This is a genomic window from Mycobacterium sp. NGS45, from assembly GCF_059812645.1.
Window position 1 is genome coordinate 40,681 of sequence record NZ_JCALDB010000013.1, and the last position, 26,057, is coordinate 66,737.

General features: G+C 66.4%; 27 protein-coding genes. 14 read left to right on the plus strand and 13 right to left on the minus strand.

The genetic code is table 11. From position 1 onward, the window contains the following. Positions 1-90: 90 nt before the first annotated feature. Positions 91-534, minus strand: coding sequence for a hypothetical protein (locus tag AC5Y3P_RS13680; RefSeq protein ID WP_500046446.1), 444 nt, complete (start codon positions 532-534; stop codon positions 91-93). Between the two features lie 252 nt (positions 535-786). Between AC5Y3P_RS13680 and AC5Y3P_RS13685 the strand changes: the two genes are divergently transcribed. Then, the gene (locus AC5Y3P_RS13685; protein WP_500046447.1) at positions 787-1,452 is read left to right on the plus strand and encodes a L,D-transpeptidase family protein; all 666 of its coding nucleotides are present in this window, start codon (positions 787-789) and stop codon (positions 1,450-1,452) included. 3 nt (positions 1,453-1,455) lie between these two features. On the opposite strand, the gene AC5Y3P_RS13690 is transcribed toward AC5Y3P_RS13685, so the two are convergent. Then, the gene (locus AC5Y3P_RS13690) at positions 1,456-1,911 is read right to left on the minus strand and encodes a nuclear transport factor 2 family protein (protein ID WP_500046448.1); all 456 of its coding nucleotides are present in this window, start codon (positions 1,909-1,911) and stop codon (positions 1,456-1,458) included. 8 nt (positions 1,912-1,919) lie between these two features. Here AC5Y3P_RS13690 and AC5Y3P_RS13695 point away from each other — a divergent pair, with 8 nt between their 5' ends. Further along, on the plus strand, positions 1,920-2,054 hold the full coding sequence (locus AC5Y3P_RS13695; protein ID WP_500046449.1) for a hypothetical protein: 135 nt from the start codon (positions 1,920-1,922) through the stop codon (positions 2,052-2,054). 188 nt (positions 2,055-2,242) lie between these two features. Here the strand turns inward: AC5Y3P_RS13695 and AC5Y3P_RS13700 are convergent, their stop codons facing one another. Next, a complete protein-coding gene (locus AC5Y3P_RS13700; RefSeq protein WP_500046450.1) occupies positions 2,243-2,866 on the minus strand; it encodes a TetR/AcrR family transcriptional regulator in 624 nt (207 codons plus the stop codon). A gap of 38 nt (positions 2,867-2,904) precedes the next feature. Between AC5Y3P_RS13700 and AC5Y3P_RS13705 the strand changes: the two genes are divergently transcribed. The 7 genes from AC5Y3P_RS13705 (at position 2,905) to AC5Y3P_RS13735 (ending at position 9,745) form a co-directional block, all read left to right on the plus strand. Further along, positions 2,905-4,137 (plus strand): hypothetical protein, encoded by a 1,233-nt coding sequence (locus AC5Y3P_RS13705; RefSeq protein ID WP_500046451.1) that lies wholly within the window; start codon positions 2,905-2,907, stop codon positions 4,135-4,137. A gap of 205 nt (positions 4,138-4,342) precedes the next feature. Continuing rightward, positions 4,343-6,139, plus strand: coding sequence for an Hsp70 family protein (locus AC5Y3P_RS13710; RefSeq protein ID WP_500046452.1), 1,797 nt, complete (start codon positions 4,343-4,345; stop codon positions 6,137-6,139). 92 nt (positions 6,140-6,231) lie between these two features. Beyond that, positions 6,232-6,612, plus strand: coding sequence for an Rv0313 family protein (locus AC5Y3P_RS13715; protein ID WP_500046453.1), 381 nt, complete (start codon positions 6,232-6,234; stop codon positions 6,610-6,612). Continuing rightward, a complete protein-coding gene (locus tag AC5Y3P_RS13720) occupies positions 6,609-7,052 on the plus strand; it encodes a cupin domain-containing protein (RefSeq protein WP_500046454.1) in 444 nt (147 codons plus the stop codon). Before AC5Y3P_RS13715 ends, AC5Y3P_RS13720 begins: the two co-directional genes overlap by 4 nt. A gap of 40 nt (positions 7,053-7,092) precedes the next feature. Then, on the plus strand, positions 7,093-7,731 hold the full coding sequence (locus tag AC5Y3P_RS13725; protein ID WP_500046455.1) for a response regulator: 639 nt from the start codon (positions 7,093-7,095) through the stop codon (positions 7,729-7,731). Next, positions 7,728-8,948, plus strand: a complete 1,221-nt coding sequence (locus AC5Y3P_RS13730; RefSeq protein WP_500046456.1) for a sensor histidine kinase — start codon at positions 7,728-7,730, stop codon at positions 8,946-8,948. The genes AC5Y3P_RS13725 and AC5Y3P_RS13730 overlap by 4 nt, the downstream gene beginning before the upstream one ends. A 56-nt stretch (positions 8,949-9,004) precedes the next feature. Next, complete coding sequence (locus tag AC5Y3P_RS13735) at positions 9,005-9,745, plus strand: GAF and ANTAR domain-containing protein (RefSeq protein ID WP_500046457.1); 741 nt, start codon at positions 9,005-9,007, stop codon at positions 9,743-9,745. Here the strand turns inward: AC5Y3P_RS13735 and AC5Y3P_RS13740 are convergent. Continuing rightward, positions 9,742-10,173 (minus strand): STAS domain-containing protein, encoded by a 432-nt coding sequence (locus AC5Y3P_RS13740; protein ID WP_500046458.1) that lies wholly within the window; start codon positions 10,171-10,173, stop codon positions 9,742-9,744. The genes AC5Y3P_RS13735 and AC5Y3P_RS13740 overlap by 4 nt on opposite strands. 251 nt (positions 10,174-10,424) lie before the next feature. On the opposite strand from AC5Y3P_RS13740, the gene AC5Y3P_RS13745 reads away from it, so the two are divergent. Further along, positions 10,425-11,288, plus strand: coding sequence for a glycoside hydrolase family 16 protein (locus tag AC5Y3P_RS13745; RefSeq protein WP_500046529.1), 864 nt, complete (start codon positions 10,425-10,427; stop codon positions 11,286-11,288). Between the two features lie 15 nt (positions 11,289-11,303). Here AC5Y3P_RS13745 and AC5Y3P_RS13750 read toward each other — a convergent pair whose 3' ends face one another. From AC5Y3P_RS13750 to AC5Y3P_RS13765, 4 genes are all read right to left on the minus strand, one after another. Further along, positions 11,304-11,984 carry a VldE C-terminal domain-containing protein gene (locus tag AC5Y3P_RS13750; protein WP_500046459.1) on the minus strand — a complete coding sequence of 227 codons (681 nt, stop codon included), beginning with the start codon at positions 11,982-11,984 and terminating at the stop codon, positions 11,304-11,306. A gap of 114 nt (positions 11,985-12,098) precedes the next feature. Next, positions 12,099-13,280 carry a zinc-dependent alcohol dehydrogenase gene (locus AC5Y3P_RS13755; protein ID WP_500046460.1) on the minus strand — a complete coding sequence of 394 codons (1,182 nt, stop codon included), beginning with the start codon at positions 13,278-13,280 and terminating at the stop codon, positions 12,099-12,101. Beyond that, complete coding sequence (locus AC5Y3P_RS13760) at positions 13,277-14,368, minus strand: M42 family metallopeptidase (RefSeq protein ID WP_500046461.1); 1,092 nt, start codon at positions 14,366-14,368, stop codon at positions 13,277-13,279. Before AC5Y3P_RS13760 ends, AC5Y3P_RS13755 begins: the two co-directional genes overlap by 4 nt. Before the next feature lie 39 nt (positions 14,369-14,407). Next, positions 14,408-16,483 carry an alkyl/aryl-sulfatase gene (locus AC5Y3P_RS13765; protein ID WP_500046462.1) on the minus strand — a complete coding sequence of 692 codons (2,076 nt, stop codon included), beginning with the start codon at positions 16,481-16,483 and terminating at the stop codon, positions 14,408-14,410. Positions 16,484-16,647: 164 nt separating this feature from the next. Here AC5Y3P_RS13765 and AC5Y3P_RS13770 point away from each other — a divergent pair, with 164 nt between their 5' ends. The 4 genes from AC5Y3P_RS13770 (at position 16,648) to AC5Y3P_RS13785 (ending at position 20,945) form a co-directional block, all read left to right on the plus strand. Continuing rightward, positions 16,648-17,199 (plus strand): YceI family protein, encoded by a 552-nt coding sequence (locus AC5Y3P_RS13770; protein ID WP_500046463.1) that lies wholly within the window; start codon positions 16,648-16,650, stop codon positions 17,197-17,199. 130 nt (positions 17,200-17,329) lie between these two features. After that, on the plus strand, positions 17,330-18,358 hold the full coding sequence (locus tag AC5Y3P_RS13775; protein WP_500046464.1) for an iron ABC transporter substrate-binding protein: 1,029 nt from the start codon (positions 17,330-17,332) through the stop codon (positions 18,356-18,358). Between the two features lie 11 nt (positions 18,359-18,369). Beyond that, on the plus strand, positions 18,370-19,911 hold the full coding sequence (locus AC5Y3P_RS13780; RefSeq protein ID WP_500046465.1) for an ABC transporter permease: 1,542 nt from the start codon (positions 18,370-18,372) through the stop codon (positions 19,909-19,911). Beyond that, entirely contained in the window at positions 19,908-20,945 is a 1,038-nt protein-coding gene (locus tag AC5Y3P_RS13785) for an ABC transporter ATP-binding protein (protein WP_500046466.1), read from the plus strand. The genes AC5Y3P_RS13780 and AC5Y3P_RS13785 overlap by 4 nt, the downstream gene beginning before the upstream one ends. An 18-nt stretch (positions 20,946-20,963) precedes the next feature. Here the strand turns inward: AC5Y3P_RS13785 and urtE are convergent, their stop codons facing one another. From urtE to urtA, 5 genes are read right to left on the minus strand one after another with little or no spacing between them, the layout of a single operon-like run. Beyond that, positions 20,964-21,656, minus strand: coding sequence for an urea ABC transporter ATP-binding subunit UrtE (gene urtE / locus AC5Y3P_RS13790; RefSeq protein WP_500046467.1), 693 nt, complete (start codon positions 21,654-21,656; stop codon positions 20,964-20,966). Continuing rightward, positions 21,656-22,411: an urea ABC transporter ATP-binding protein UrtD gene (gene urtD / locus AC5Y3P_RS13795; protein ID WP_500046530.1), complete on the minus strand. Its 756-nt coding sequence runs from the start codon at positions 22,409-22,411 to the stop codon at positions 21,656-21,658. The genes urtE and urtD overlap by 1 nt, the downstream gene beginning before the upstream one ends. 47 nt (positions 22,412-22,458) lie before the next feature. Then, positions 22,459-23,646, minus strand: a complete 1,188-nt coding sequence (urtC, locus tag AC5Y3P_RS13800) for an urea ABC transporter permease subunit UrtC (protein ID WP_500046468.1) — start codon at positions 23,644-23,646, stop codon at positions 22,459-22,461. Next, a complete protein-coding gene (gene urtB, locus AC5Y3P_RS13805) occupies positions 23,643-24,527 on the minus strand; it encodes an urea ABC transporter permease subunit UrtB (RefSeq protein WP_500046469.1) in 885 nt (294 codons plus the stop codon). Before urtB ends, urtC begins: the two co-directional genes overlap by 4 nt. A 32-nt stretch (positions 24,528-24,559) precedes the next feature. After that, entirely contained in the window at positions 24,560-25,825 is a 1,266-nt protein-coding gene (urtA, locus tag AC5Y3P_RS13810; RefSeq protein ID WP_500046470.1) for an urea ABC transporter substrate-binding protein, read from the minus strand. Between the last annotated feature and the right edge of the window lie 232 nt (positions 25,826-26,057).

The window sequence follows — 26,057 nt, forward strand, 5'->3', positions numbered from 1 at the left end:
CGACCGCGGGGCCGGTTGTGGGACTGGGCCACTGCGCACCCACGAGAAGTGCTGAATATTTGCCCGGAGGGAGACTGTTCCCGACGCCGCTCATTCGCAGATCTCAGCGATGCTCTCGGAAGCAGTATCGGCAACGTTGGCGACGCCCTCAAGGTCAGACAATGGGACCTCGCCGAGTTGCCCCAGGGCGATTTCGTTGTACGAGTCTGCGAATGTTTGAACCTCGTCGCCTAGTCGAGGTGACACAGCCGGATGGGCTCGTAGCGTTGCTAGAAGGTGTTCGGCGCCGACGTGCGACGCGAGTCGGATATTGACCGCTACCGCCAATGTGAGCGCTGGGTCACCTTCGCCGCTCCGAGCCGTCGTGGCGACAGCTGCTTTCCGAAACTTCTCGTACGCCTCGCAAACCTTCTTATCCGCATCCGCAGTCTCCTGCGCTGAGAAAGTCACTTCCGCCGGTTCCTCGACCACAGCTTCCGGCATCGGCCGAAACCACGCGGCGACCGCTACGCCGATCGCTGCCACCGCCACCAACAGCGAAAGGTAGGTTGGCCAACGTGCCGGTGGTCGCCTCGGGGCGGGTACCTGCGGCGGCCATGCCTGGGGTGTCGCAGGAGGAATGCCTGGGTAGGGCGAGTCCGACATGGGGTAGATGTTATCGCCGAATCTTGGCACCGCTATTCACCAATGAGCAGACGGTGGAAGCGGCGCGAGGCGAGGCAACCGGTACCCACCGGCAGCCCAACCGTGTCCGAACCTTGACGTCACCACGACACGATGGACCCCGTGCGCCGACTGCTGAGTGCGATGTTTGTTGCTGCCTGCGCGGCGCTGCTGGCGGTGGCTTCGTCCCCGCTCGCCTTCGCCGCGCCGACGCCCTGGTTCGTCAACAACGTCGGCAACGCCACCCAGGTCCTCTCCGTCGTCGGCACCGGCGGCTCCGACGCCAAGATGGACGTCTGGCAGCGCACGACGGCCGGCTGGCAGCCGATCGGTGCGGGAATCCCGGTCAAAATCGGCTCCAAGGGCATGTCGCCAGACCACTTCGACGGCTCGATGATGACGCCGATGGGCGTGTACACCCTGGACTTCGCCTTCGGTACCGAGCCCAACCCGGGCGGCGGGCTGCAGTACGTCCAGGTCACCCCGGACCACTGGTGGGACGGTGACATGAAGAGCCCCACCTACAACACCATGCAAGTATGCAAGAAGGAGCAGTGCCCGTTCAGTACCTCGTTGTCCGACGGCACCGAGAACTTGCACATCCCGCAGTACGCACACGCGGTGGTGATGGGCGTCAACAAGGAACGCATTCCGGGCAAGGGCGGCGCGTTCTTCGTGCACACCACCGACGGTGGGCCGACCGCCGGTTGCGTGGCCCTCGACGACGGCACCCTGGTCAAGATCATGCAGTGGCTACGCCCCGGTGCAGTGATCGCGATCGCCAAGTAGCACTCAGCCCAGTGCGGCGCCCGGGGTCAGGTTGAAGTTCAAGCCCTGCAACGACATCGTCGCCTCGTAGGTGCGTTCGTAGCCCGTCGCGCAGATCTTCCAGCCGTCGGCGGTGCGCCGGTACCGATCCTGATAGAAGGCCGCGCCGATCAACATGAAGTCGAAGTCGGCCACGATCACCCGATCCTGCAGGTACCAGACACCGGTTGCCTCATCTCCGTCGACCGTGATCTCCGGATGGGTCACGCGATGCTCGGAGATGACATTCGCCGGCAACGAGGTACGCATGAACTCCACCAGCGAGTCGCGATCGGTGAAATGGTGCGCCTCGCCGACCGAGGACCCGTAGTCGCCGACGACGTCCTCGGTCAGGGTCGCGGCGAACTCGTCCCACTTCTTGGTGTCCAGTGCCCGCAGGTAGCGGTACTTGACCTGTTCGATGTCGTCTCGATCGCTCATATCTGTCATTGCAACACACGCCACCTGAAGTCACCGCTGCCCGGCATCGCGCCGGACACACCGGTGTTCGTGAAGTCAACTACGACATCTCCGCGGTGGTCGGCAAGCTCGAGCGGTCCAAGGAGCCGACGGACACCGCGTAGCGTTCGTGAACCGTGAATTGTGTACGCATCGCCCGAGTGGCGGCGTACACAATTGACGGTTCACGCGCGGGCTGGGCCCGGCGGGGGCGCGAGCACGTGCGGGCTGGGCCCGAACGGGGGCGCGAGCATGTGCGGCTGGGTCCGACGGGGGCGCAAGCACACAGCCGGCCCGACGGCAACAGCACGGCTCAGCGCTGCGCCCCGGCACGGCTCTGCACGTAATGCGTGGCCATCTCGACCAGTGTGGCCCGCTCCTGCTGCCACGACAGTGAGGTGCCCATGATCATCCCGGCCAACACCATGCCGCGCAGCGCGGCCCAAATCACCTCGGCGACCTGAAGATCGGCGGGATCCTCGGAGATCAGCCGACCCAACGCAGTGATCGCATCGTTCATCTCTAGTAGATGCCGATTCCAGGAATCGCCGAGACTGCCGCGGGTGGCCTGCAAGATTTCGAACGCAGCCATCGAAGTAGGGCTCGAATAGCAGTCCCAGGCGATGTCTACGACGGTCTCGATGCGCCGGCGCAGTGGCAGTTCGCGCACGTCGGCGGCCGACAGGCTGTTCACCAGTCGCGCGACACCGTCGTCGACGACGGCCATCAACAGACCGTTGCGGTCGCCGAAGTGGTACTGGATGACGCCCCAGGTCACGCCGGCGCGTTCGGCGACGTGCTTGGCAGTGGCCGCCGGGAAGCCCTCTTCGATGATGCAGCGCACCGTCTCGTCGATGATCTTGGCGCGGGTGTCATCCCCGCGCTTGCGTGGCGCGGTGGTGCGCCGGGTCGGCGACGCCGGAGTCCCATTTGTCATTGTTGACTTTATAACATTGTCGACTTTATGTTGGAAGTGTGACTCCAGCCCAAAGTCGCTACGCGTCGCTGACCCGCGACCAACTCGCCACGCTGCTACCGGAACTGCTGCTCATCGGTCAGCTCATCGACCGCTCCGGAATGGCTTGGTGCATCAGCAATTTCGGTCGCGAAGAGATGCTGCAGATCGCCATCGAGGAATGGGCCGGCGCCAGCCCGATCTACACCAAACGCATGCAGCGCGCGCTGAAGTTCGAAGGCGACGACGTGCCCACCATCTTCAAGGGCATGCAGCTCGACATCGGCGCCCCGCCGCAGTTCATGGATTTCCGTTACACCGTGCACGATCGCTGGCACGGCGAATTCCACCTGGACCACTGCGGCGCCCTGCTCGACGTCGAACCGATGGGCGAGGACTACGTGCACGGCATGTGCCACGACATCGAGGACCCCACGTTCGACGCCACCGCGGTGGCCACCAATCCGCGCACCCAGATCCGGCCCATCCACCGGCCGCCGCGCAGCCCGGCCGATCGGCATCCGCACTGCGCATGGACGGTGATCATCGACGAGTCCTATCCCGCGGTCAGCGGATTGCCGCCGCTGGCGGTGATCGAGAAGACCATCGCCGCAGGCTGGGAACTCGACCCCATCGACGAATCCGACGAGGGCCAGTCCGACTACAGCGGACCGTTGGTGAGCGACTTCGACTTCCCGGCCTACTCGAAGTCGGCCTTGGTCCGCATGGCCGACGAGATCTGCCTGCAGATGCATCTGCTGTACTTGTCGTTCGCGCTGGCGGTGCGAACCCGCGCCACCGACGAAAGCCAGGCCCGCGACATCTGCACCAAACAGCTGATCGGCCTGGCCGGGATCGCTGCCGAGCGGATCAACAAGGCGCTGCACCTCGGCAGCGGGCCCGAGGGCGTGCTGCGCACCGCTGAGCTGCATCCGCTGTTCAACCCGGCCGGCTACATCGAGGCGGAGTTTGCCGACGGGCGCGTGCACGTGCACCGCGCCCCGGTGCACGACGACGACGCCTGGCTGGCTCTGTGCACTCCCGGATCGACCGCCGCGGTGCAGGCCATCGCCACCGCCGTGGACCCACATGTGCAGGTTCACCTGCACGGAACCGACACCGACTGGACCCTGGAACTGACCACCACCGACACCCCGGTCAAGCAGGCCTCCGAAGTCGAGGTGGTGAAGTTCAGCGGCGGTGCCTCCTTCGAGTTCGAGGCCCGAAAGTCGTTGCCACTGACGGTGGTATGAGGCGCAACCGGCAAAGGCCGCGCACCGCCCGACAACGCGCCAACCCTCGCCGCGTGGATTCTTAAGAAGTCCAAATAGGGCCTGGCAGCACCCGGTTGTGGTCACGATCTGGGCACGCGCATGCGCGTCGGTGGAAAGCCCGACCCGGCCGGGCGGTTAGGGTGGTCGCTGGCCGCAGCCCAGTCGTCGATGCAAGGTGTACTAAGTGACCGACCCGCTGGGGTTGTCGATCGGGACGACCAACCTCGTCGCTGCGCGTGTCGGTACTGCACCGGTGACGCGCCGCTCGGTGTTGACCAAATACCCCCATCGGCCCGCCGAAGTCGGTCTGCCGTCCGAGAACCCCGCCCTGACCGAACCCGGCCTGGTGCTGCGCGGCTTCGTCGAACGGGCCGGCGACCCGGTGCCGCTGGTGGCCCCCGACGGCTCCAGCCACCGAGCCGACGGGCTGATCGCCTCGGCGTTGGCCGCCATGGCCCGCGCGGTGGGCGGTGTCGGCCCGTCCGGTGACGTCGTCGTCGCGGTCCCCGCGCACTGGAAACAGGGCACGGTCCGCGCGCTCTACGCGGCGCTACAGCAAGACCCGGTGCTCTGCCCGTCGGGGCTGGCTCCGCGTCTGGTGCCCGACGCCGTCACCGCGCTCACCGCGCTGCAGGCCAACCCGGGACTGACCGGGCGTGGGATCGTCGCGCTGCTGGACTTCGGCGCCAGCGGTACGTCGCTGACCTTGGCCGACGCCGAGAACGGGTTCGCCCCTATCGGTGACACCGTGCGCCACCACGACTTCTCGGGCGATCAGATCGACCAGGCACTGATGACCCAAGTGCTGGCCGGCCTGAGCTCGAACACCGGCGCGGATCCGGCCGCGACCGCCGCGGTGGGTTCGTTGGCGCGGCTGCGCGAGGATTGCCGCCGCGCCAAGGAGCGGCTGTCGGCCGACACCGCCACCGCGCTGACGGTCGATCTGCCCGGCTTCCGCACCGAGGTGCGGGTGACGCGCGGTGAACTCGAGGCGGTGCTGGCCGGGCAATTCGACGGCGTGCTCAGGGCGCTCGAGGACCTGCTGGAACGGCGTCGCATCGTGTGGTCGCAGATCGGTGCGGTTGCGACGGTCGGTGGCGGCGCGAGCATCCCGTTTGTCGCGCAACGCCTTTCCGAGCGCACCCGCGCGCCGTTGGTGACCGTGCCGCGACCTGAACTGGAGGCCGCCATCGGTGCGGCGATGACGGCTGCGCGCGGTCCGGCCGCCGATGCGCCCACCGGGGTCGGGACCGCACTCGGCGATGCGGCCACCGCGGGCCTTGGCATCGGGGCGGTGGCACCGACCGACGACGGCGGATCGTCCACCTTCCGGGCGTTGGCCTGGTCCGAAGACGACGACTCGGTTCCCGACCCGGTCCCGTACGAAGGGCCAAACCCCTACGCGCACAACGGGACCGACGCCCGACCGGAAATCGAGTACACGCCCTCCACCGGCGAGATGGAGGCCGCGCCGGGGCGCTGGCACCGCATTCCGCAACTGGCGCTGTTCGCGGCCGCCGGCGTCGCGGTGATCGCAGCCGGTGGGGCGGCGTATTCGTTGATGAGCCAGACCACCGAAAGCCCGGCCACCACGACATCGGTCGCGCCGAGCCCCGCGCCGGAAACCTCGATCGAACCGCCACCACCGTCGCCGGAGCCGCCGCCGACGACGGTGGTCGAGTCCCCGCCGCCGCCGGTGACCACCGAGGTGCCGCCTCCGCCGCCGCAGACCACGCAGGAACCGGAGCCGACCACCACGACCACCACCACGACGACCGAGCCGACGACCACCACAACGACAACGACAACGACGACCACCACCACCACCACCACGACGACGACGCCGCCGACCACGACCACCACCCCGCCGACCACGACGCGCACCACGACCACCACCACGCCGCCGATCACCACGACGCACCTCAACATCCCGGGGTTGCCGCCGATCCCGATCCCGGTGCCCGGTCAGCCCCAGCAGTGATCGCCGCCGGGCGCTCGTGGCCAATTCCGGCGGATTCCCGCAGACTGGTGGCACCGCAGTTGGTGCGGGTGTCCTGGACGTGGAGGGCCACGATGAGCAACAACGGACCGTTCGGATTCGATCCGGAGGAGTTCGACCGGATGGTCAGAGAAGCCGGCGAAGGCCTGCGCGACGCCTTCGGCAAGATCTTCGAATCGACCGGAGAACGCGCCGGCTGGGGTGTGCTGTTCGACGAATTCGGCCGCCGCTCGGCCCGTCCGCAGCCGGAGACCACCGGCGACACCGGTGACGGCGTGTGGGCCATCTACCTGGTCGGCGAGGACGGCACGGCCACCGTCGAGCAGGTATTCCCCAACGAACTCGAGGCGCTGCGGGCCAACAAGCACAACACCGATCCGCGCCGCAAGGTCCGCTTCCTGCCGTACGGCATCGCGGTGACCGCGCTCGACGAACTCGACAGCGACCCGCAGTGATCACCCGACGGGTGGCCGGTCTCGGCGTGCTCGTGGCCGCCGTCTGCTGGGCTCCGACCGCGGCCGCCACCCCCGCCGAGGGCGACATCGAACGCACCGACCTGGCGCAGGGCGTCACCAGCGCGCCCGTCGAGATCAACACCGAGGCACCCTCGGAACTGTTGGTGCACGGTCTGGACCTCGGCGCCGGCGCCAGCAGCGGCTGGCACACCCACCCGGGACCCGAGCACTCGGTCATCACCGAAGGCACACTGATGGTGCAGACCGCGGGTGACTGCCGGCCGACGCACTACCAGGGCGGGCAGGCGGTGTTCATCCCGACCGGGGTGGTGCACCGCGTGGTCAACGACTCGGATGCCGAGGCGTCCGCCGTCGTGACCTACACGGTGCCCGTCGGGGTACCGGTTCGCGGCGACGCGGCCGATCCCTGCCTGCCCTGAACGGACTGCTCGGGACCACCGGCTGTGGCACAGTGACCAGGTGACCGCGAAGGTGCGCGTCGTCGTGGGGGACGACCATCCGCTGTTTCGCGACGGGGTGGTGCGGGCGCTGACCTCCAGCGGCGAGATCCAGGTGGTGGCCGAGGCCAACGACGGCACCGCCGCGTTGGCCGCCATCAAGGAACACCAGCCCGCCGTCGCGCTGCTCGACTACCGGATGCCCGGACTGGACGGCGCGCAGGTCGCCGCCGCGGTGCTGCGCGATCAGATGCCCACCCGGGTGCTGCTGATCTCCGCGCACGACGATGCGGCCATCGTCTACCACGCCCTCCAAGAGGGCGCCGCCGGTTTCCTGCCGAAAGAGTCGACCCGCGCGGAAATCGTTGCTGCCGTGCTGAATTGCGCCCGCGGCAAAGACGTCCTGTCACCCGGACTGGCGGCCGGGTTGGCCGGTGAGATCCGCCGTCGGGCCGAGCCGGCCGGCCCGGTGCTCAGCCCGCGGGAACGCGAAGTGCTCGAACTGATCGCCAAGGGCACCAGCATCCCAGCGATCGCCGCCGAACTGTTCTTGGCGCCGTCCACGGTCAAGACCCACGTGCAGCGGCTCTACGAAAAACTCGGCGTGCGCGACCGCGGCGCTGCGGTGGCCGAAGCGATGCGCCGCAAACTGCTGGAATGAGCGCCACCCTGTCGCGGTGGCTGGATCACCTGGCTGCCGAACCGGTTCGGGTCGCTGCGCTGCTGCGACCGTCGATGATCTTGCTGATCGCGCTGATCGTCGAGGTCAGCGATGTGATCAACTGGCTGCCCGCGGTCTACCACAGCGCGATCGCCGGGTATTTCCTGTTGTCGTTGGTGTGGCTGGTCGCGATGCTGCGCAGCGACGTACCCGGCTGGGCCGGTTGGCTTTCCACGCTGGTGGATGTCGCGGCGGTGGTGACCCTGTGCGTGGCGTCCGGCGGAGCGACGGCGTGGCTGCTGCCGGTGTTCTTCCTGCTGCCCATTTCGATCGCCTTCCAGGAGCGGCCCTGGTTGACCGCACTCCTGAGCGTCATCACCGCGGTGGCGTATCTGGGCGTGTGGATCGTGTATTCCAAACGCGATGACACCGTGGGACTGCCCAACATCGTCTACATGGACTTCGCGTTCCTGCTCTGGCTGGCGCTGGCCACCACCGCGTTGTGTTTCGTGTTGGCGCGCCGACGCGCCCGGGTGCGGGCGCTGCTCGAGATGCGACGGCAACTGATCGCCGAATCCATGCGGGCCGAGGAACGCAACAGCCGCGAGCTGGCCGAGACCCTGCACGACGGGCCGCTCCAAGAGTTGCTCGCGGTGCGCATGACGCTCGACGAACTCGCCGAACAGCTCGAACATCCCACCCTCAGCCAAGCCCGTGACACATTGGCGGGGACGGCAACTCAACTTCGCTCCACCCTGCGCACGCTGCACCCCGCGGTGCTGTCCGAGCTGGGACTCTCGGCAGCGGTGACCGAACTGCTGCGCCAGCAGCGGCACCGCGGTCAGCTCACGGTCACCGGCGAGATCGACGAGGTGGGCAAGCCGGCGGCCCAGGAATTGTTGTACCGCGCCGCCCGCGAGCTGCTGGCCAATACGGTCAAGCACGCCCGGGCCGACGCTGTCGACGTGCGACTGACGAAGTCCGACCGGCTGATCACTCTCACCGTCGCCGACGACGGTGCCGGATTCGATCCGACGGTGTTGGCCCGGCGGGTCAGCGACGGCCACATCGGGTTGGTGTCGCTGCTGACCCGGGTGGAAGCGATGGGCGGGACCATGACGATCGACAGCGCACCGGGTCGAGGCACCCGTACCACGGTCACGGTCCCGGCAGGCGCACCCGACTCCGGGCCTGAGATTCGCACCGCGAATGGTTGACCGGGTACCTGCGGGCTAGTAAATAAAATCGAGTAGGCCTCGGATGGAGGTGAAGCATGACTGAGGCGAACTGCAAGGACGCCGGGTCGGATTGTGACCGCTACTCCGACCGTGACCTGGTCACCCGCATCGAGACGATGGTGCGCGACCTGGGGACCAAACGCAGTACCGATACCGATGACGCGCTGCGCGAACTCGTCGACGGGGCGCTGACGTCGCTGACGGTGGCCCAGCACTGCGGCATCACGATCGCCAACGGCCCGCACGAGGTCCGCACCGCCGCGGCCACCAGCAAGCTACCCGCGGTGCTCGACGAGATTCAGGCCCGCTGCGGCGAAGGACCGTGCTTGTCGGCGGCCTGGCAAGACCAGGTGATCCGGATTCAGGACATCGCCGCCGAGAAACGCTGGCCGCAGTACTGCCGGGAAGCCCTCGCGGTCACCCCGGTGAAATCGATTCTGTCCTTCCGGTTGTTTGCCGACGGCAAGACCACCGGTGCGCTGAACTTCTACAGCGAGGACGCCCAGGTGTTCGACGATGAATGCGTCGAACTTGGATTGGTGCTCGCCACCCACACCGCGCTGGCCTGGAACCTGCTCCGCCGCGAGGATCAGTTCCGCAGCGCTCTGGCCAGCCGCGACGTCATCGGCCAAGCCAAGGGGCTGCTCATGGAGCGGTTCTCGGTGAGCGCGGTGGCGGCATTCGATCTGTTGAAGGCGCTGTCGCAGGAATCCAACACACCGCTGGTGGAGATCGCCCGCCGACTCATCGTGGCCCACGACGCGGCACTGGATTAGGTCGGCGTCGCCTGAGCTTCGGTGTCCGGTGTCCTCGGCTTGTACTGCGGGACGGTGTTGAGGTCGGCGACCGCGAATCGGGGAGCGCGATCGTGGCACAGCCTGCCGAGCTGACGGTGCAGCTGCGGTCCGGCCAGCAAGGCCCACGGCCGCTGCGACTGCTCGCACCGGTCATCGAATTGCAGTAGTTCCCAGATGCCTTGAGCACCAAGGAATCTCAGAGCCCGGACATCGACCACCAGCGGCAGTCGCCGAGTGGCGAATCGGAGCAGCGCGGCGGAAAAACACTCTGCGTTCGCCGCGTCGACATCGCCGGTGACAGCCAAGATCATGACCTGACCCTCACGGCGGGCATTGATGGATGCGCCGTGGCAATCCACGACGTTGTGAATGATCTCGAAACCCGAGATGCCGTTTGGAGTGGACACTCCGACCCCTTACCGGATGGGACTAAAGCCGACACGCGGAGGGCAAGCCAATTCCGCAGTGCGCTAAGGCGGGCTGCGGACTCAACCATCTCAACCGTACCCGTGTGCAGGTGAGGTAGTCGAATGCTGGACCGAACGAGACCCACAGGGCCCTCGGCGATCAGTTCGCTGGACTGCGGCGCTGACACGGCGGGGCTGACCGGCTTCCTGTGCACGGGCGGCCATTCGGTTATGGTTCTGCTGTGCCAGAGATGGATCGTCGCAGCGCCGTGCTCATGATGGGACTGGGAATGGCAGCGGCCACGCTGCCCGCCGGGATCGCCAATGCGGATCCCATCGCCGGGGATGCCGGACCAGAACCCGGGCCGGGGGCACCGGCCGACGCCGGCCCGGCGTTCATCTTCCAGGACGAGTTCAACGGCCCGGCCGGCTCGCCGCCGGACCCCTCGCGCTGGCACATCGTGCCGGCCCGGGAGACCATCAAGAACCCGCATGAGTGGGACAAGCCGTTCAACATGGGCCGCTACGTCACCGATCAGGAGCACGTCTTCCACGACGGCAACGGCAATCTGGTGATCCGCGCGACCCGCGGGCCGGGCGAGACCATTCAAGAGAAGTACGCCAGCGCGAAGATCGTCGGTCTGTGGCGCGGCGGCATCGGGACCACCTGGGAAGCCCGGGTCAAGCTGAACTGCCTGACCGACGGCGCCTGGCCGGCGGTCTGGGTGCTCAACGACGACCCGGTCCGGGGCGGCGAGGTCGACCTGGTGGAGTGGTACGGCAACCGGGACTGGCCGTCGGGCACCACCGTGCACGCGCGCCTGGACGGCTATTCCTTCGCCACCCACCCGCATCCCATCGACAGTGCCTGGCACCGGTGGCGGATGACCTGGACCCCGGCCGGCATGTACTTCTGGAAGGACTACGAGCCGGGCATGGAACCGTTCTTCGAGGTTCCGGCGCACTCCCTGGAGGACTGGCCGTTCAACGATCCGGGCTACACCATGGTGCCGGTGTTCAACATCGCGGTGGGCGGATCCGGTGGGCGTGAACCGGCCGGTGGCAGCTACCCGGCCGAGATGCTGATCGACTGGATTCGGGTCTTCCAGGGCTGAGCCCGCAGGCGCCGCTCAGCGGAAGTACAGTTCGGACCCGCTGGGGTAGCCACCACCCTTGGTGGTGACGTGCACGTGGTCGTAATGGCCGTAGCCGCCGCTCTGCGCACCCCCGCCGGGCGTGTAGTAGACGCCGCGCCAGATGGCGTCCTGGATCGCGAACCGCTCGGCGTTCTGCATCACGTAGTTGACGATCTGATTGCCCAGCGCGATGCCCTCGGCGCTGGAGTAATTCGGGATCATCACGTCCAACGCCAGCCCGTTGGGATGCCAGCGCAGCGCGTCCGGCCGGACCCCGCCGATGCTTTGGATCTCGGGGAACACCGCGCTGATGCTGCGCGCGGCCAGGATGGTCTTGACCTGCAGGCCGGTCTCGGGGGCGACGCCGGCCGACAACAGTTGTTGGTTGTGCACCACCCGCAGCGCACGCGAGGCCGAGAGTTCTTGGAAGGCCGGGGAATTGGGTCCGTCGAGGACGACGGTGCGGACCGGCTGCAGCTGCTGGGGCGAGGCGACCACTTCGGCGCAGCAGCTGTCGACGACCGGAGCGGCCGCGGCAGCGACGTCGACGGGTTTGCTGGAGGCCGTGGGGTGCATGTCGGCGCCCAGCGCGAACAGCAGTGCGGCCGGGGCGACGAGCACGGTCAGGGCCGGTGATGGCAGCCTCCGCTGCCGAACGAGCCGATGTCTTCCCACGTCGCGCACCCTACGATTCGTACCGGGGTGCGCGCCGCATTCCGCAGGGCTACACCACCTGACCCACCGTTACACGACCGTGATATTAGCTGGACTTGTCCGGACCGCCAAGTCTCAAGGCTTCAGGACCATCTTGAATGCGCCGTCGCGCTTCTGTTGGAACAGTTCGTAGGCACGCGGGGCATCGTCCAGCGGCAACTCGTGGCTGGCGAAGTCGTCGACCCCCAGCGGGTCGTCGTCGGTCAGCAGCGGCATGATGTCGTCGACCCATTTCTTGACGTTGGCCTGGCCCATCCGCAGGGAAATCTGCTTGTCGAACAGGGTGAGCATGGGCAGTGGATCGGCGGTGCCGCCGTACACGCCGATCAGCGAGATGGTGCCGCCGCGGCGCACGATGTCGATCGCCGAGCGCAACGCGTCGAGCCGGTCGATGCCGGCTTTTTGCATCATCGGTTTGGCCACCGCGTCGGGGAGCAGGCCGGTGGCCTGCTGCACCGCCTTGGCCACCGGGGAACCGTGCGCCTCCATCCCGACGGCGTCGATCACCGAATCGGTGCCGCGACCGTCGGTCAGGGCCCGGATGACGTCGCCGACCGGTGCCTGCAGCAGATTCAGGTCGAGGACTTCGATGCCCCGGGCCGCCACGCGGTTCAACCGGTCGGGCACCAGGTCCACGCCGATCACCCGATAGCCCAGGTGCGCGGCGATCCGGGCGGCCATGCTGCCGATCGGTCCCAACCCCAACACGGTGACCGAGCCACCGTCGGGAATATCGGCGTAGGCGACGGCCTGCCAGGCCGTGGGCAGCACGTCGGACAGATAGCAGAAGCGCGCGTCGGGTGGGCCGTCGGGCACCTTGATCGGCGTGAAGTTCGCGTGCGGGACCCGCAGGTATTCGGCCTGCCCGCCCGGGACCGACCCGTAGAGCTCCGAGTAGCCGAACAGCGCGGCTCCCATGCCCTGGTCACGGACCTGGGTGGTTTCGCATTGGGTGTACAGCTGGCGGTCGCACATGAAGCAACTGCCGCACGAGATCTGAAACGGAATGACCACCCGGTCACCGGGGGCCAGGTTGGGCACCTCGGCACCGACTTCACGCACCACGCCCATCGGTTCGTGGCCCAGGATGTCGCCCGGATTCATGAACGCTCCCAGTACTTCGTAGAGATGCAGATCCGAACCGCACACATTGGTCGAGGTGACCTCGATGATCGCGTCGGTGGGTGCCTCGATTCTGGGGTCGGGCACCGTCTCGACACGGACGTCGCGTTTGCCTTGCCAGGTCACGGCTCTCATGGGTGCTCTCTCGACTCGGTGGTGGGGTGGCGCAGGAATGTGCTGAGCACGTTCGCCATGGCCGGGATGGCGTCGTTGGCGATCACTTCGTAGCCGTGCGTGCTCAGCGTCGGTAGGCACAGCAGGCCGGCCCGCGGGGTCAACCCGTTGGCCTTGGCGTGCGAGGCGTCGGATTCGAACGCGCCCAGCGCAGCGGCTTGCGGCTGGTAGCCCAGTTCGGTGCCGACCTCCATCAGCCGGTCGGCGACGTCCTTGTCGTAGACGCAGATGGCGTCGCTGTAGCCGACGATCGGGCCGCCGCTGACCGTGGTGTGGTACTCGGCTTCGGTGGGACCCACCTCGACGGCGATGGCCAGATCCAACGGCAGGGTCCGGCTGGCGTAGGCGCTGCCCACCCCGCCGATCTCCTCGCTGGCGGTGAAGACGAAGTACACGTCGCCGGCCGGTGGGGTGCCGTCGCGCCGTAGTTCGCGCGCGGCCTGCAACACGGCCGTGATGGGCGCGCGGTCATCCATGAAGTAACTGCCCAGGTAGTTGCCGACTGCCACCAGGTCGCGTTTGCTGGCGTCGATGCAGATCCGGGTCCCCGGTCGTACTCCGGCGGCCTTCAGCTCATCCGGGGTGCGTCCGGTGAAGACGTAGACGTCGGGCCAGTCCAGTGCCTTGTCGCCCTGGTCGGGTTTGGTGGCCCAGATCCGCGGGCTTTCCTGAGTGCTGTGCTCTGAGCCCAAAGCCAGCACGCCGCAAAAGGTTTCGTGGTTCCCCAGCACGGCGACCGGGCCCAACCCGAAGTTGCCCGGATACATGGTGCCCAGCGGTGTGACGTGCAGGGTGCCGTCAGACTCGATCCGCTTGACCATCATCGACAACTCATCCAGGTGGGCCATCACGGCGGTGACCGGGCCGTCGCCGCCGTCGAGCACACCGATCAGGTTGCCAGCCGCGTCGACCCAGGTCCGATCCGCCACGCCTTCGATCTCCCGGCGGCAGATCTCGCGCACGGCGTCCTCTTGCCCGGCGGGGCCGTAGACGGCCAGCAGTTCTTGCAGCAGCTTGTGATCGCTGCCGTCCAATTGCTGTTCGGCCATGTCCGGCGGTTACCCCGAAGGCCGAGACTCAAACGACGGCTATGGCGTGACGATGTTGAACCAGAACGGGAACTCGTCCAGCAGGCCGATGAAGTCGTTGAAGGATTGCTCCTGCCCGTCGATGGTCATCTTGTTCTGGTTGCGGGCGTCGTCCAAGGTGAGATTGCCCAGCTGAATGTCGTCCAGCGTTGCCTTGCTCAGGGTGATGCTGGCGTCGGCGTCCGGAATGGTTTGCGGCGAGTAATGCAGCACAGCATTCTCGACGGTCAATCCGTATTCCTTGTCCAGGTCGGTGAACTTGACGTTGAGATTGATGTTCTTGCCGGCGGCTTTCGGGCCGTTGAGTCGCACGCCGAGGTAGTCGAACAGCATCTCCGGCGGCATGGCCCTGATGGTGTCGGGACTTGCCGTGTCGGTGCCGCCTGCCGTGGGCACACCATTGCGCAGTTCGTAGGCACCTTGCAGGTACACCGAGCGCCACGGCCCGGACTCGGCCTGATACCCCATCTGTTCGTAGCTGTCGGCAAGGAGGTTCTTACCGTCGACACTGTCCGGGTTGGCGAATACCACGTGCTTGAGCACCATGGCAGCCCAGCGGTAATCGCCGTTGTCGAAGTCGCTCTTGGCCTTTTTCAGGATGGCTTCCTCGCCACCCATGTAGTCGACGTATTTCTTGGCCGCCGCCTCGGGCGGAAGGTCGTCGAGATCTGACGGATTGCCGTCGTACCAGCCCATGTAGCGCTGATACACGGCGCGCGAATTGTGTTTGAGCGTCCCGTAGTAACCGCGGTCCGGCCAGAAACCGTTGAGTTCCGGCGGTAGTTGGATCTCCTCGGCGATCTCTGAGCCGATCATGCCGTTGTTCATCATCCGCACTGACTGGTCGTGCATGTACTTGTACATGTCACGCTGTTTCTTCCAGTAATCGATGATCTTCGTGGTGCCCCACATCGGCCAGTGGTGGCTCTGGAACTTGACTTCGGTATTCGGTCCATAAACACGGATCGTCTCGTCCAGAAACTGCGCCCACTTGAGGGCGTCACGCACCTGCGCGCCGCGAAGTGTGAGCAGGTTGTGCATCGTATTGGTGGTGTTCTCGGCCATCCACATTGCTTTGAACTGCGGAAAGTACGTGTTCATCTCGGTAGGAGCTTCGGTACCCGGCGTGAACTGGAACTCCATGTCTACGCCGTCGATGGTCATCTTCTGGCCGGTCGCGGTCACCAGGTCGGTCGGGATGATCAGCGTCGGCAGTCCCGTCGACACCGTCATCCCCAGGCCACCATTCACACCGCCCTGGGGGTTCCGTGGCAGCAGCGCTCCGTACATGTAGACCGCGCGCCGCCCCATCGCGTTGCCGGCGATGACATTCTCACTCACTGAGTCTTCGACGAAAGCGTGCGGTGCTACGACTTTGACTTTGCCGGAGTCCACGTCCTGCTGGTTGATGATGCCGCGGACGCCGCCGTAATGGTCGACGTGGGAGTGGCTGTGCAAGACCGCGACGATGGGTCTGGGTCCGAGTTTCTCATTCGCCAGATCCAATGCGGCCCGTGCGGTTTCCGGCGAGATCAGGGTGTCGTAGACGATCCACCCGGTGTCGCCCTTGATGAAGGTGATGTTCGACAGGTCATAGCCACGCACCTGGTAGACCTTGTCGGGGACAACCTCGAACAGGCCGTATTCCATACACAGCTGGGCGTTGCGCCACAGGCTCGGATTGACGGTATCGGGTGCAGATTTACCGTCGGCGATGTAGGTCTTGTATTCCTCGAGATCCCAGACGACGTTGCCGTTGGCGTCCCTGATCGTCAATGTGGCCGGGCGCGCCAACAATCCGCGCTTCGCGTCGTCGAAGTCGCTTCGATCGTTGAACGGCAACGAATCGAGCACCTTCTGGTTGGCGGCTTTCGTCGCGTCGGTGGCCGGCTTTGTCTTGTTGTCTGTCGTCAGTGCGCCGCCATTCGACGAACTGCCGCTCTCGTTGTTGGTACAAGCTGCCAATCCCAATGTGCCGACGCCCAGCGCGGCCAACCCGCCCAGCGCCATTCGTCTGGGGAAGAACCCGGTGGGTAGCGCTGGGTGCTCGGTCTCCGAATCTCTCGAGAAGGTCATGCAGACGAGTTTCGCGTTTGTGCCGTGTCCACACGGGCGAACGGCCGGTTTAGAAGCCTGCTCACCGCATAGTGTCGTCGACTCGGAATAAACCGGACTGTGGTCCGGTTGGTCCTTGGTGAGGCCGCGGAAAGCCCGTTGCCCATGACTTCGAGGAGACAACTATGACTGCTGCAGTGACCACCACCCCGTTGAGTACCGGCACCTGGGCCATCGATGAAGCCCACTCGTCGGTCCACTTTTCGGTCCGGCACATGATGGTCAGCAAGGTCCGCGGCAGCTTCGGCAACTTCTCCGGTGCCATCACCGTTGCCGTCGACGGCACCCCGTCGGTGGCCGCTGACATCGACGTCACCTCCATCGACACCCGCAACCAGCAGCGCGACGAACACCTGCGCTCGGCCGACTTCTTCGACGCAGCCCAGTACCCGACCGCGTCCTTCCGCTCCACCGGTCTGGAGACCAAGGGCGAGGACTACCTGTTGCACGGTGAGTTCACGCTGCGCGGCATCACCAAGCCGGTCAACCTGAATCTGGAGTTCAACGGGATCAACCCCGGCAACGGCCAAGGTGAGATCGCCGGCTTTGAAGCCACTACGGTGTTGAACCGCAAGGACTTTGGCATCGACATGCACATGCCGCTGGAAACCGGCGGTGCCGTGATCGGCGACAAGGTGACGATCACGCTCGAAATCGAAGCGGTCAAACAGGGATAGTTCACCGCCGCCCGCCGCCACCAAGCGCCGCCGCCAAGCTCCGAAAAGCTAGTAAGGCTAACCTCATTCGGTGATAGGGTGACGCGCAATCATCAAATCGTGCAGGGTAGGGGAGCGTATGCGGTCATCGATGTCGAAATTGCTTGCGGCGGTGGGCGGCTTGTCGCTGGCTCTGACGCTCACATCGTGCGGATCGGACTCCGATACCGAACCCGGAGCGCAGGCCGAGGACAAGGTGGTGGTCTACGCCGGCCGTTCCGAGGAACTGGTGGCCCCGCTGTTCGAGCAGTTCACCGCCGACACCGGTATCGCGGTCGAGGCGCGGTACGCCGGATCCGGGGAGCTGGCTGCTCAGCTGATCACCGAGGGGGACAAGTCCCCGGCCGATGTCTTCCTGTCCCAGGACGCCGGTGCCCTGGGTGCGGTGTCGCAGGAGGGTTTGTTCGCGCCGATCGATGCGCAGACCCTGGCCGCTGTGCCCGCGCAGTACTCGGCGGCCGACGGCACCTGGGTGGGGGTATCGGGTCGGGCTCGGGTGGTGGTCTACAACCCGGAACTGGCGCCCAACCCGCCCAACACCATCGACGGGCTGTTGGCTCCGGAATGGAAGGGCAAGATCGGGTTCGCGCCGAGCAATGCGTCCTGGCAGTCCTTCGTCACCGGATTGCGGGTGAACCGAGGCGATCAGGCCGCCGAAGAGTGGCTGCGCGCATTCAAGGCGCAGGACCCCGTCCCGTATGAGGGCAACGGTGCGGTGCGAGACGCGGTGAACTCCGGGCAGATCGCGCTCGGGCTGGTCAACCACTACTACTTGTACGAATTGATCTCGAGCAAGGGCCCGGACGCCGTGGTGGCCCGCAACCAGTTCATGGCGCCGGGTGACCCGGGCGGTTTGGTGAACGTGGCGGGTGTCGGTGTGCTTGCATCGGCGCCGCACCCGGAAGCCGCTCAACGCCTGGCCGCTTATCTGGTCAGTGAATCCGCACAGAAGTACTTCGCCGCCGAAACCTCGGAATACCCGTTGATCGAAGGGGTGCAGCCGGGCAGTGAGATGCCGCCGCTGACCGAGCTCGAACCACCGGCGGTCGACCTGTCGGCGCTGGCCGACCTGGAGGCCACCCAGCAGTTGCTCGTCGACACTGGCTTGCTGACCAACTGAGCGCGACCCCGGTGCTCACCGCCACCGCCACGGGTGCGCGCCCACCGCGGCTGCTGCTGACGGCAGCCGGTGCAGTGGTGCTGGTGACCCTGGTCCCGTTGATCTACCTGGCGGAGCGGGCTTTTCAGCGCGGCGCCGGCTTCGTCATCGACGAACTGTTGCAGCCGCGCACGGCCACCTTGATCGGCAGATCACTGCTGCTGGTCGTCGTCGTCACCGCGGCCTGCGTGCTGCTCGGGGTGGGGTTCGCGGTCCTGGTGACCCGCACGGACCTGCGCGGCCGCCGGGCGTTGGCGGTGCTGCTCACCTTGCCGTTGGCGATGCCGAGTTATCTGTTGGCGTTCCTGTGGATTTCGGTGTTCCCGCGGATCGACGGTCTGCTCGGTTCGGCCCTGGTGCTGACCTTGGTGAGTTACCCGTTGGTGATGCTGACGACCATGGCTGCGCTGACGCGGGCGGACCCGGCCCAGGAGGAGGTGGCGCGCAGCCTCGGTCATGGTGGGTTCTCGGTGCTGTTCCGGGTCACGTTGCGCCAAGCCCGGGCCGCGATCGCCGCCGGCGCCCTGCTGGTGGCGCTGTATACGCTCAGCGATTTCGGCGCGGTCGCCGCCATGCGCTACGAGGCCTTCACGTTCGTCATCTACGGCGCCTACCGGTCCGGTTTCAACCCGTCCCGCGCCGCGGTACTGGCGCTGCTGTTGTTGGTCTTCGCCGTGGTCTTAGTGGTCGCCGAACGCTGGGCGCGCGGCCACGCCGCAGCCCGGGTCGGAGCGGGAACCCCGCGGCCGGCGCCGACGATCGGGCTGGGGCGCCGGCCGGTGCTCGCTGCGGCACCGGCCGTCGCGGTACTGGTGGCCGCGCTGGTCCTGCCGCTGTACGCCCTCGGTGACTGGCTGAGTGCCGGTGGGCTGCGCTGGGACGTTCAGGAATGGTGGCGCGCCTTGGGGTTTACCGTGTGGCTCTCGATCGCGGCGGCGCTGGTCAGCACGGTGGCGGCGCTGCCCCTCGGGGTGCTGGCCGCCCGTTACCGATCGCTGACCACCCGCGCGTTGGAAAGCGCGAGCTACATCGCTCACGGCCTGCCGTCGATCGTGGTGGCCATCGCCATGGTGTCGGTCGGGGTGCTGCTGCTGCGCCCGATCTATCAGCATGAGGCGCTGTTGATCCTGGCCTATGCGGTGCTGTTCATCCCGCTGGCGGTGGGCTCGGTGCGGTCAGCGGTGGAGAGCACGCCGGTGCGCGCCGAGGAGGTCGCGCGTAGCCTGGGCCGTCCACCGCTGCGCGCGTTCGTCACCATCACCGCGCGCGCCGCCGGTCCCGGGATCGCGGCGGCTGCTGCACTGGTCTTGTTGACCTGCATGAAGGAACTGCCGGTCACCCTGCTGCTGCATCCCACCGGCACCTCGACGCTGGCCACCCGGCTGTGGGGGCACAGCTTCGTCAGCGACTACGCGGCCGCCGCCCCGTACGCGGTTGCGCTCTTGCTGTTCGCGGCCATCCCGACGGCATTGTTGGGTTGGTGGACCACCCGCGACGTGCGAGGTGCCCGATGACCGGAGCCGTCGACATCCTGTTGGCCGGTATCGTCAAATCCTTTGCCGGACAGCCGGTCCTGCGCGGTGTGGACCTGGCGGTCCCGGCCGGGACGCTGACCACGGTGCTGGGGCCGTCGGGTTGCGGCAAGACCACCCTGCTGCGCATCCTGGCCGGCTTCGAGGACCCGGATGCCGGCGTGGTGCGGATAGCGCAGCAATCGATGTTCGAGGCGCGCAACTCGGTGCCCGCACACCGGCGCCGGGTGGGCTTGATGCCCCAGGAAGGTGCGCTGTTTGCGCATCTGAGCGTGGCCGGCAACGTCGGCTTCGGGTTGTCTCGGGCCGGCCGGTCCAATAGCCGAGCGGTGATCGATGAATGGTTGGAGATCGTCGGCCTGTCCGGATTGGCCGATGCCCGGCCCCACGAATTGTCTGGCGGCCAGCAGCAGCGTGTCGCGCTGGCCCGGGCCCTGGCGGCCCGGCCGCGAGTGCTGCTGTTGGATGAACCGTTCGCCGCGCTGGATGCCGGTCTACGGGTCCGGGTGCGCGAAGACATCACCGCCATCTTGCGGCAGACCGGAACGACAGCGATCCTGGTCACGCACGATCAGTCCGAGGCGCTCTCGCTGTCGGACTCGGTGGCGGTGCTGCTGGCCGGCAGCGTCGCGCAGAACAGTCCGCCGGACCAGCTCTATGACCGACCGGAAACACTGCAGGTCGCCCGATTCATCGGCGAGACAGTCGAATTGACCGGCACCGTGCATGACGGCGTCGGGCACACCGTGCTGGGTTCGCACCCGTTGCGCAACCTAGCGCCCGACGGGCCGGCCATCCTGGTCGCCCGGCCCGAGCAGCTGCGCATCGGCGCCTCGGCAGATCCGGCCGGAACCGTACGGCACCGCCGGTTCTACGGTGCCCATGCGGTGCTGCACGTGGTGCTCGGCGACGGCACCGAGATCGCGTTACACGGTGCGCCAGAACAGCTTCCAGCGGCCGGCGAGCGGGTCGGGGTGGGAATCAGCGGGTCACTGCTGGCCTACCCGGCCGGCTAGGTACAGCTAGGACCGGACTCAGATCGCCATCGCGGCGTGCACGTCGGCTGCCGAGTTGGCACCGCCGGTGCCGGTGGATGTGATCCGACCGGCGGCCAAGATGTAGTACCGCTGGGCGGCCTGCAACGCGAACCCGATGTGTTGTTCGACCAGCAGCACGCCCAGGTCGCCGCGGGCGGTCAAGGCGGTGATCGCGGCTTCGATCTCGGCGACCACCGACGGTTGGATGCCTTCGGTGGGTTCGTCCAGGATCAGCATCTTGGGGGTGGTGATCAATGCCCGCGCGATCGCCAACTGTTGGCGCTGACCGCCGGAAAGCAAACCGGCGCGCCGGCTCAGCAGTTCCCGCAACGCCGGGAACAAGTCGAGTTGTTCATCGATCAGCGCCTTGCCGTTGCGTCGACCGTCGGCAACCACCTGGAGGTTCTCGGCCGTGGTGAGCTGACCAAAAGACTGCTGGCCCTGCGGCACGTAGGCCAGCCCGCGGGCCACCCGGGCGCTGGGCCGCAACTTGGTGATGTCCTCGCCGTCGAAACGCACCGTCCCGGAACTGCATTTGAGCAACCCGACGGCAGCCCGCAGCAGCGTGGTCTTGCCGGCGCCATTGTGGCCGAGCACCGCAGCGACGCCGGTGGTCGGCACCTCGATGCTGGCGCCGTGGATCACTTGGGAGCGGCCGTAACCGGTACGGACGTCGAGCAGTTCGAGCATCAGGCGATTCCTTCCATGCCGGCCGCGGCGGTACCCAGATAGACCTCTTGGACCTTCGGGTTGGCCTGTACCTCAGCCACCGAACCCTCGGCGATCACCTGGCCGCGGGCCAGCACCGTCACCGAGGTGGCGAACGACCGCATGAAGTCCATGTCATGCTCGACCACCACCACCGTGCGGGCAGCACCGATGCGGCGCAACAGATTACCGGTCTCCTCACGTTCCTCGTGGCTCATCCCGGCCACCGGCTCGTCGAGCAGCAGCACGTCGGCGTTCTGCACCAGCAGCATGCCGATCTCGAGCCACTGCTTCTGCCCGTGGGCCAGTACGCCGGCCGGCTGATCGGCCAGGTCCGCCAGCCCGGTGATCTCGAGTGCTTCTTCGATCTCCGGAAGGATTCCGCGCCGCCGCCGCAACAGCGACCACGCCGATCGTCCGGCGCCCGCGGCGATGTCGAGGTTCTGCAGCACGGTCAGCTGCTCGAACACGCTCGCGGTCTGAAAGGTGCGTCCCACGCCGAGTCGGGCGATCTGGTGCACCTTCTTGCCCAACAGTTCGACACCGGACTTGCTCACCGAACCGGTGGCGGGCACCAGACCAGTGATGGCGTCGATCACCGTGGTCTTACCGGCGCCGTTGGGTCCGATCAGGAACCGCAGATCACCCTGGAACAGCGTCAGGTCGACGCCGTTGACTGCCTTGAACCCGTCGAAGTCGACCGTGAGCCCCTGAATCTCCAGGTACTGCGCACTCATTCCGGCGTTGCCGCCGGCCACCGGTTCCAGCGTCTGTTCGGTTTCGGTCACGACACTGCGCCCACTTTCTCGACGTCGGAATCGGTTTCGGTGTCTGCGGCGGTGTCCGCCGGTGTCGTCGGCGTCGCCCGGGGCGCGCGACGGCGTCGTCGCACGAACAGGGCGCCGAGGCCGGCGAGACCGGCCGGGAAGAATCCGACCACCAGAATGAACAACAAGCCTTGGGCGTAGATCCACTCCGAGGGAAACCGTTCGGAAAACAGGGTTTGCGCCCACGCCACCCCGATCGCGCCGAGCACCGGTCCCAGCAGCGTGGTGCGGCCACCGATCGCCACACCGATCAGGAACGCGATCGACGGCAGGATGCCTACCTGCGACGGCGCGATGAACCCGACGATCGGAACGAACAGGGCACCGGCGATGCTGGCGAACAGCGCGGCCAGGGTGTAGGCCACCACCTTGACGTTGGCGGGGTCGTAGCCCAGGAACCGCACCCGCTCCTCTCCGTCGCGCACCGCGATCAGCAGTTCGCCGTAGCGGCTTACCATGAGCTGGCGCACGATCGCCACCACGACCAGAAGCGTTGCGGCGGCGATGAAATACACCATCCGCTTGTTGACCGGATCGCTGAGAGTGAAGCCGAAGAAGGTGCGGAAGTGGGTCAACCCGTTGCTGCCGCCCAGCGTGGTCTGCCCGACCAGCAGGATGGCCATCGCCGCGGCCAGCGCCTGGGACAGGATCGCGAAGTAGGCGCCTTTGACCCGGCGTTTGAACACGCCGAACCCGAGTAGCGCGGCCAGGCCGGCGGGGAGCACCAGGATGGCCAGCAGCGTGAACGCCGGTGAGGCGAACGGTTGCCAATAGCCGGGTAGTTCTCGCACCCCGGCGATCTCCATGAAGTCCGGTACCGACCGGCCGCGCAGCTCGGCGTCGGCGACCTTCAGGTGCATGCCCATCAGGTAGGCGCCGAGACCGAAGAACACACCTTGGCCGAGCACCAGCATTCCGCCTCGGCCCCAGGCCAATCCGATGCCGACCGCGACGATCGCGAAGCAGAGGAACTTGCCCAGCAGGCTGAGCCGGAAGTCGGACAACACCAGCGGTGCGATGCCGAACAAGAGCACCGCGGCCGCGGCGAATCCGGCGATCACCCGCCACCGCTCCCGCAGCCAGGGCCAGATCCGGGACGGCGCCCAACGGCCGGGGGTGATCGGGGACGTCGGGGTCAGCGTCATACCAAACTCCTTGTCCGCACCGTGAACAGGCCCTGCGGACGCATCTGCAGGAAGATCACGATGATCACGAAGACGATCACCTTGGCCAGCGACGCCGTGCTGCTGTACTCGATGAACGAGTTCAGGAAGCCCAATGCGAACGCCGCGATCACGGTGCCCTTGATCTGGCCCAGGCCGCCGACCACGACCACCAGGAACGCGTCGATCAGATAGCTCTGTCCGATGGTCGGACTTGTCGAACCGATCAAGGTCAACGCCACACCGGCCACCGCGGCCAGCCCGGACCCGATGAAGAACGTAGTGATGTCGGTTTTGCGTGATGAGATGCCGCTGGTTTCGGCCAGGTCGCGGTTGGCCACCACGGCGCGGATCCGCCGGCCCATCGGGCTGGCCTTGAGCGCGGCGGCCAGCACCGCCACACACGCCAACGCCAGCACCAGGATGAAGATGCGGGTCTTGGGCACCACCGCGCCGAAGATCTCGACGCCGCCGGAAAGCCACACCGGGGCAACGACGTTGACCGCCGGTGCGCCGAAGATGTCGCGGGCCACCTGCTGCAGGATCAGACCGACACCGAAGGTGACCAACAAGGTGTCCAGCGGTCGGTGATACATCCTTTGGATCAGCGTGACCTCCAGCAGTGCGCCCATTGCGCCGCCGACCAGAAATCCGACCAGCAGCGAAACGAACAGTGCGGCACCGGTGTTGGAGACCAGCTGTTGCACCACGTAGGCGGTGTAGCAGCCGACCATGATGAACTCGCCGTGCGCCATGTTGATGACGCCCATCTGGCCGAAGGTCAGCGCGAGTCCCAGTGCGGCCAGCAACAGGATCGAGCCGAGGCTCAATCCCGTTGCCAGCTGGCTGATGAAGATGTCCATGGGTTATCGGGAGTCGTGGCCGGCGCCCGGGCTCAGCCGGACAGTCCGGCCGCCCACGGGTAGGACTTCAGGTAGGGATCCGGGTCGATCGGGCCGTCGGATTCCCACACGGTGTAGATCAAGCCGTCCTCCCGGATCTCACCGATGCGAGCGGTCTTGGTGATGTGGTGGTTGTCGCCGTCGATGGTGACGGTGCCTTCGGGAGCCTCGAAGCTGACGCCGTCGGCGTTCTCCTGGATGGCCGAGACGTCGAAGGACTGGGCCTTCTCCACGGTGTTCTTCCACAGGTACACCGAGGTGTAGGCGGCCTCCATCGGATCCGATGTCGGCTTGTCGGCTCCGTAGGCCTTCTTGTAGGCCGCGACGAATTTGTCGTTCACCGGGGTGTCGACGGTCTGGTAGTAGTTCCACGCGGTCAGCTGCCCGTCGATGTTCTGCACACCGATGCCGCCGATCTCCTCCTCGGCGATCGAGACCGACACCACCGGCATGTCCTGCGGGGTCAGCCCGGCGTTCTTGTACTCGCGGAAGAAGGCGACGTTGGAGTCACCGTTGAGGGTGTTGAACACGGCGTCGGCGTCGGCGCTGCGTACCTTGTTGACGATCGTCGAGAAGTCGGTGGAGCCCAACGGCGTGAGGTCCTGACCCTTGATCTCGATGCCGTTGGCTTCGGCGTAGGCCTCGATGATCCGGTTGGCGGTCTGCGGGAACACGTAGTCGCTGCCCACCAGGTACAGCGACGTGATGCCCTTCTCCTTGAGGTAATCCAGCGCCGGCACGATCTGCTGATTGGTGGTGGCGCCGGTGTAGAAGATGTTCTTGCTGGACTCCAGACCCTCGTACTGCACCGGGTAGTACAGCAGCGAGTTCTTGCTCTCGAAGACCGGCAGCATGGCCTTGCGGCTCGATGAGGTCCAGCCGCCGAAGACCGCGGCCACGCAGTCACTGCTGATCAGCTTTTCGGCCTTCTCGGCGAACACCGTCGGTTCGGAGGCGCCGTCCTCGCCGATCAGGGTGAGTTGCTTGCCCAGCACGCCGCCGTCGGCGTTGATCTCGTTGACCGCGAGTTCGATCGCGTCCCGCACGGTGATCTCGGAGATCGCCATGGTGCCCGACAGCGAGTTCAGCGAACCCACCTTGACCGTGGAACCGGAGGTATCCACGCAAGATTCGGCGCTTGCCGTCTCGGTGTCACCGGCCCGCGAACCGCAGCCGGCGAGCAGCAGGCTGGCCGCGGTGACCAGGGTGGTGGCGGCCAACGCCGATCTGCCGAATGCGGAACGTTCTGTTTCTGCCATGAACTCAACTTCCCCTTTTCTTCGCAGCGGTCATCGGCCGATCACCATCGGTGGCGGCGGAAGAATCGAACACTTTGTGCTGGTGTCGAATCGGGACGTTAGAGCGCCGGTGTTACTTGGGAATGTCTGTATGTGACGAACAAATTAACGTCTGATCCGGGCGCGGAGGGTGTTCGTCGCAGCTGGAAAGGCGATGTCCGTAGGAGAACAAGGGGGACAACGGAATTGGCAG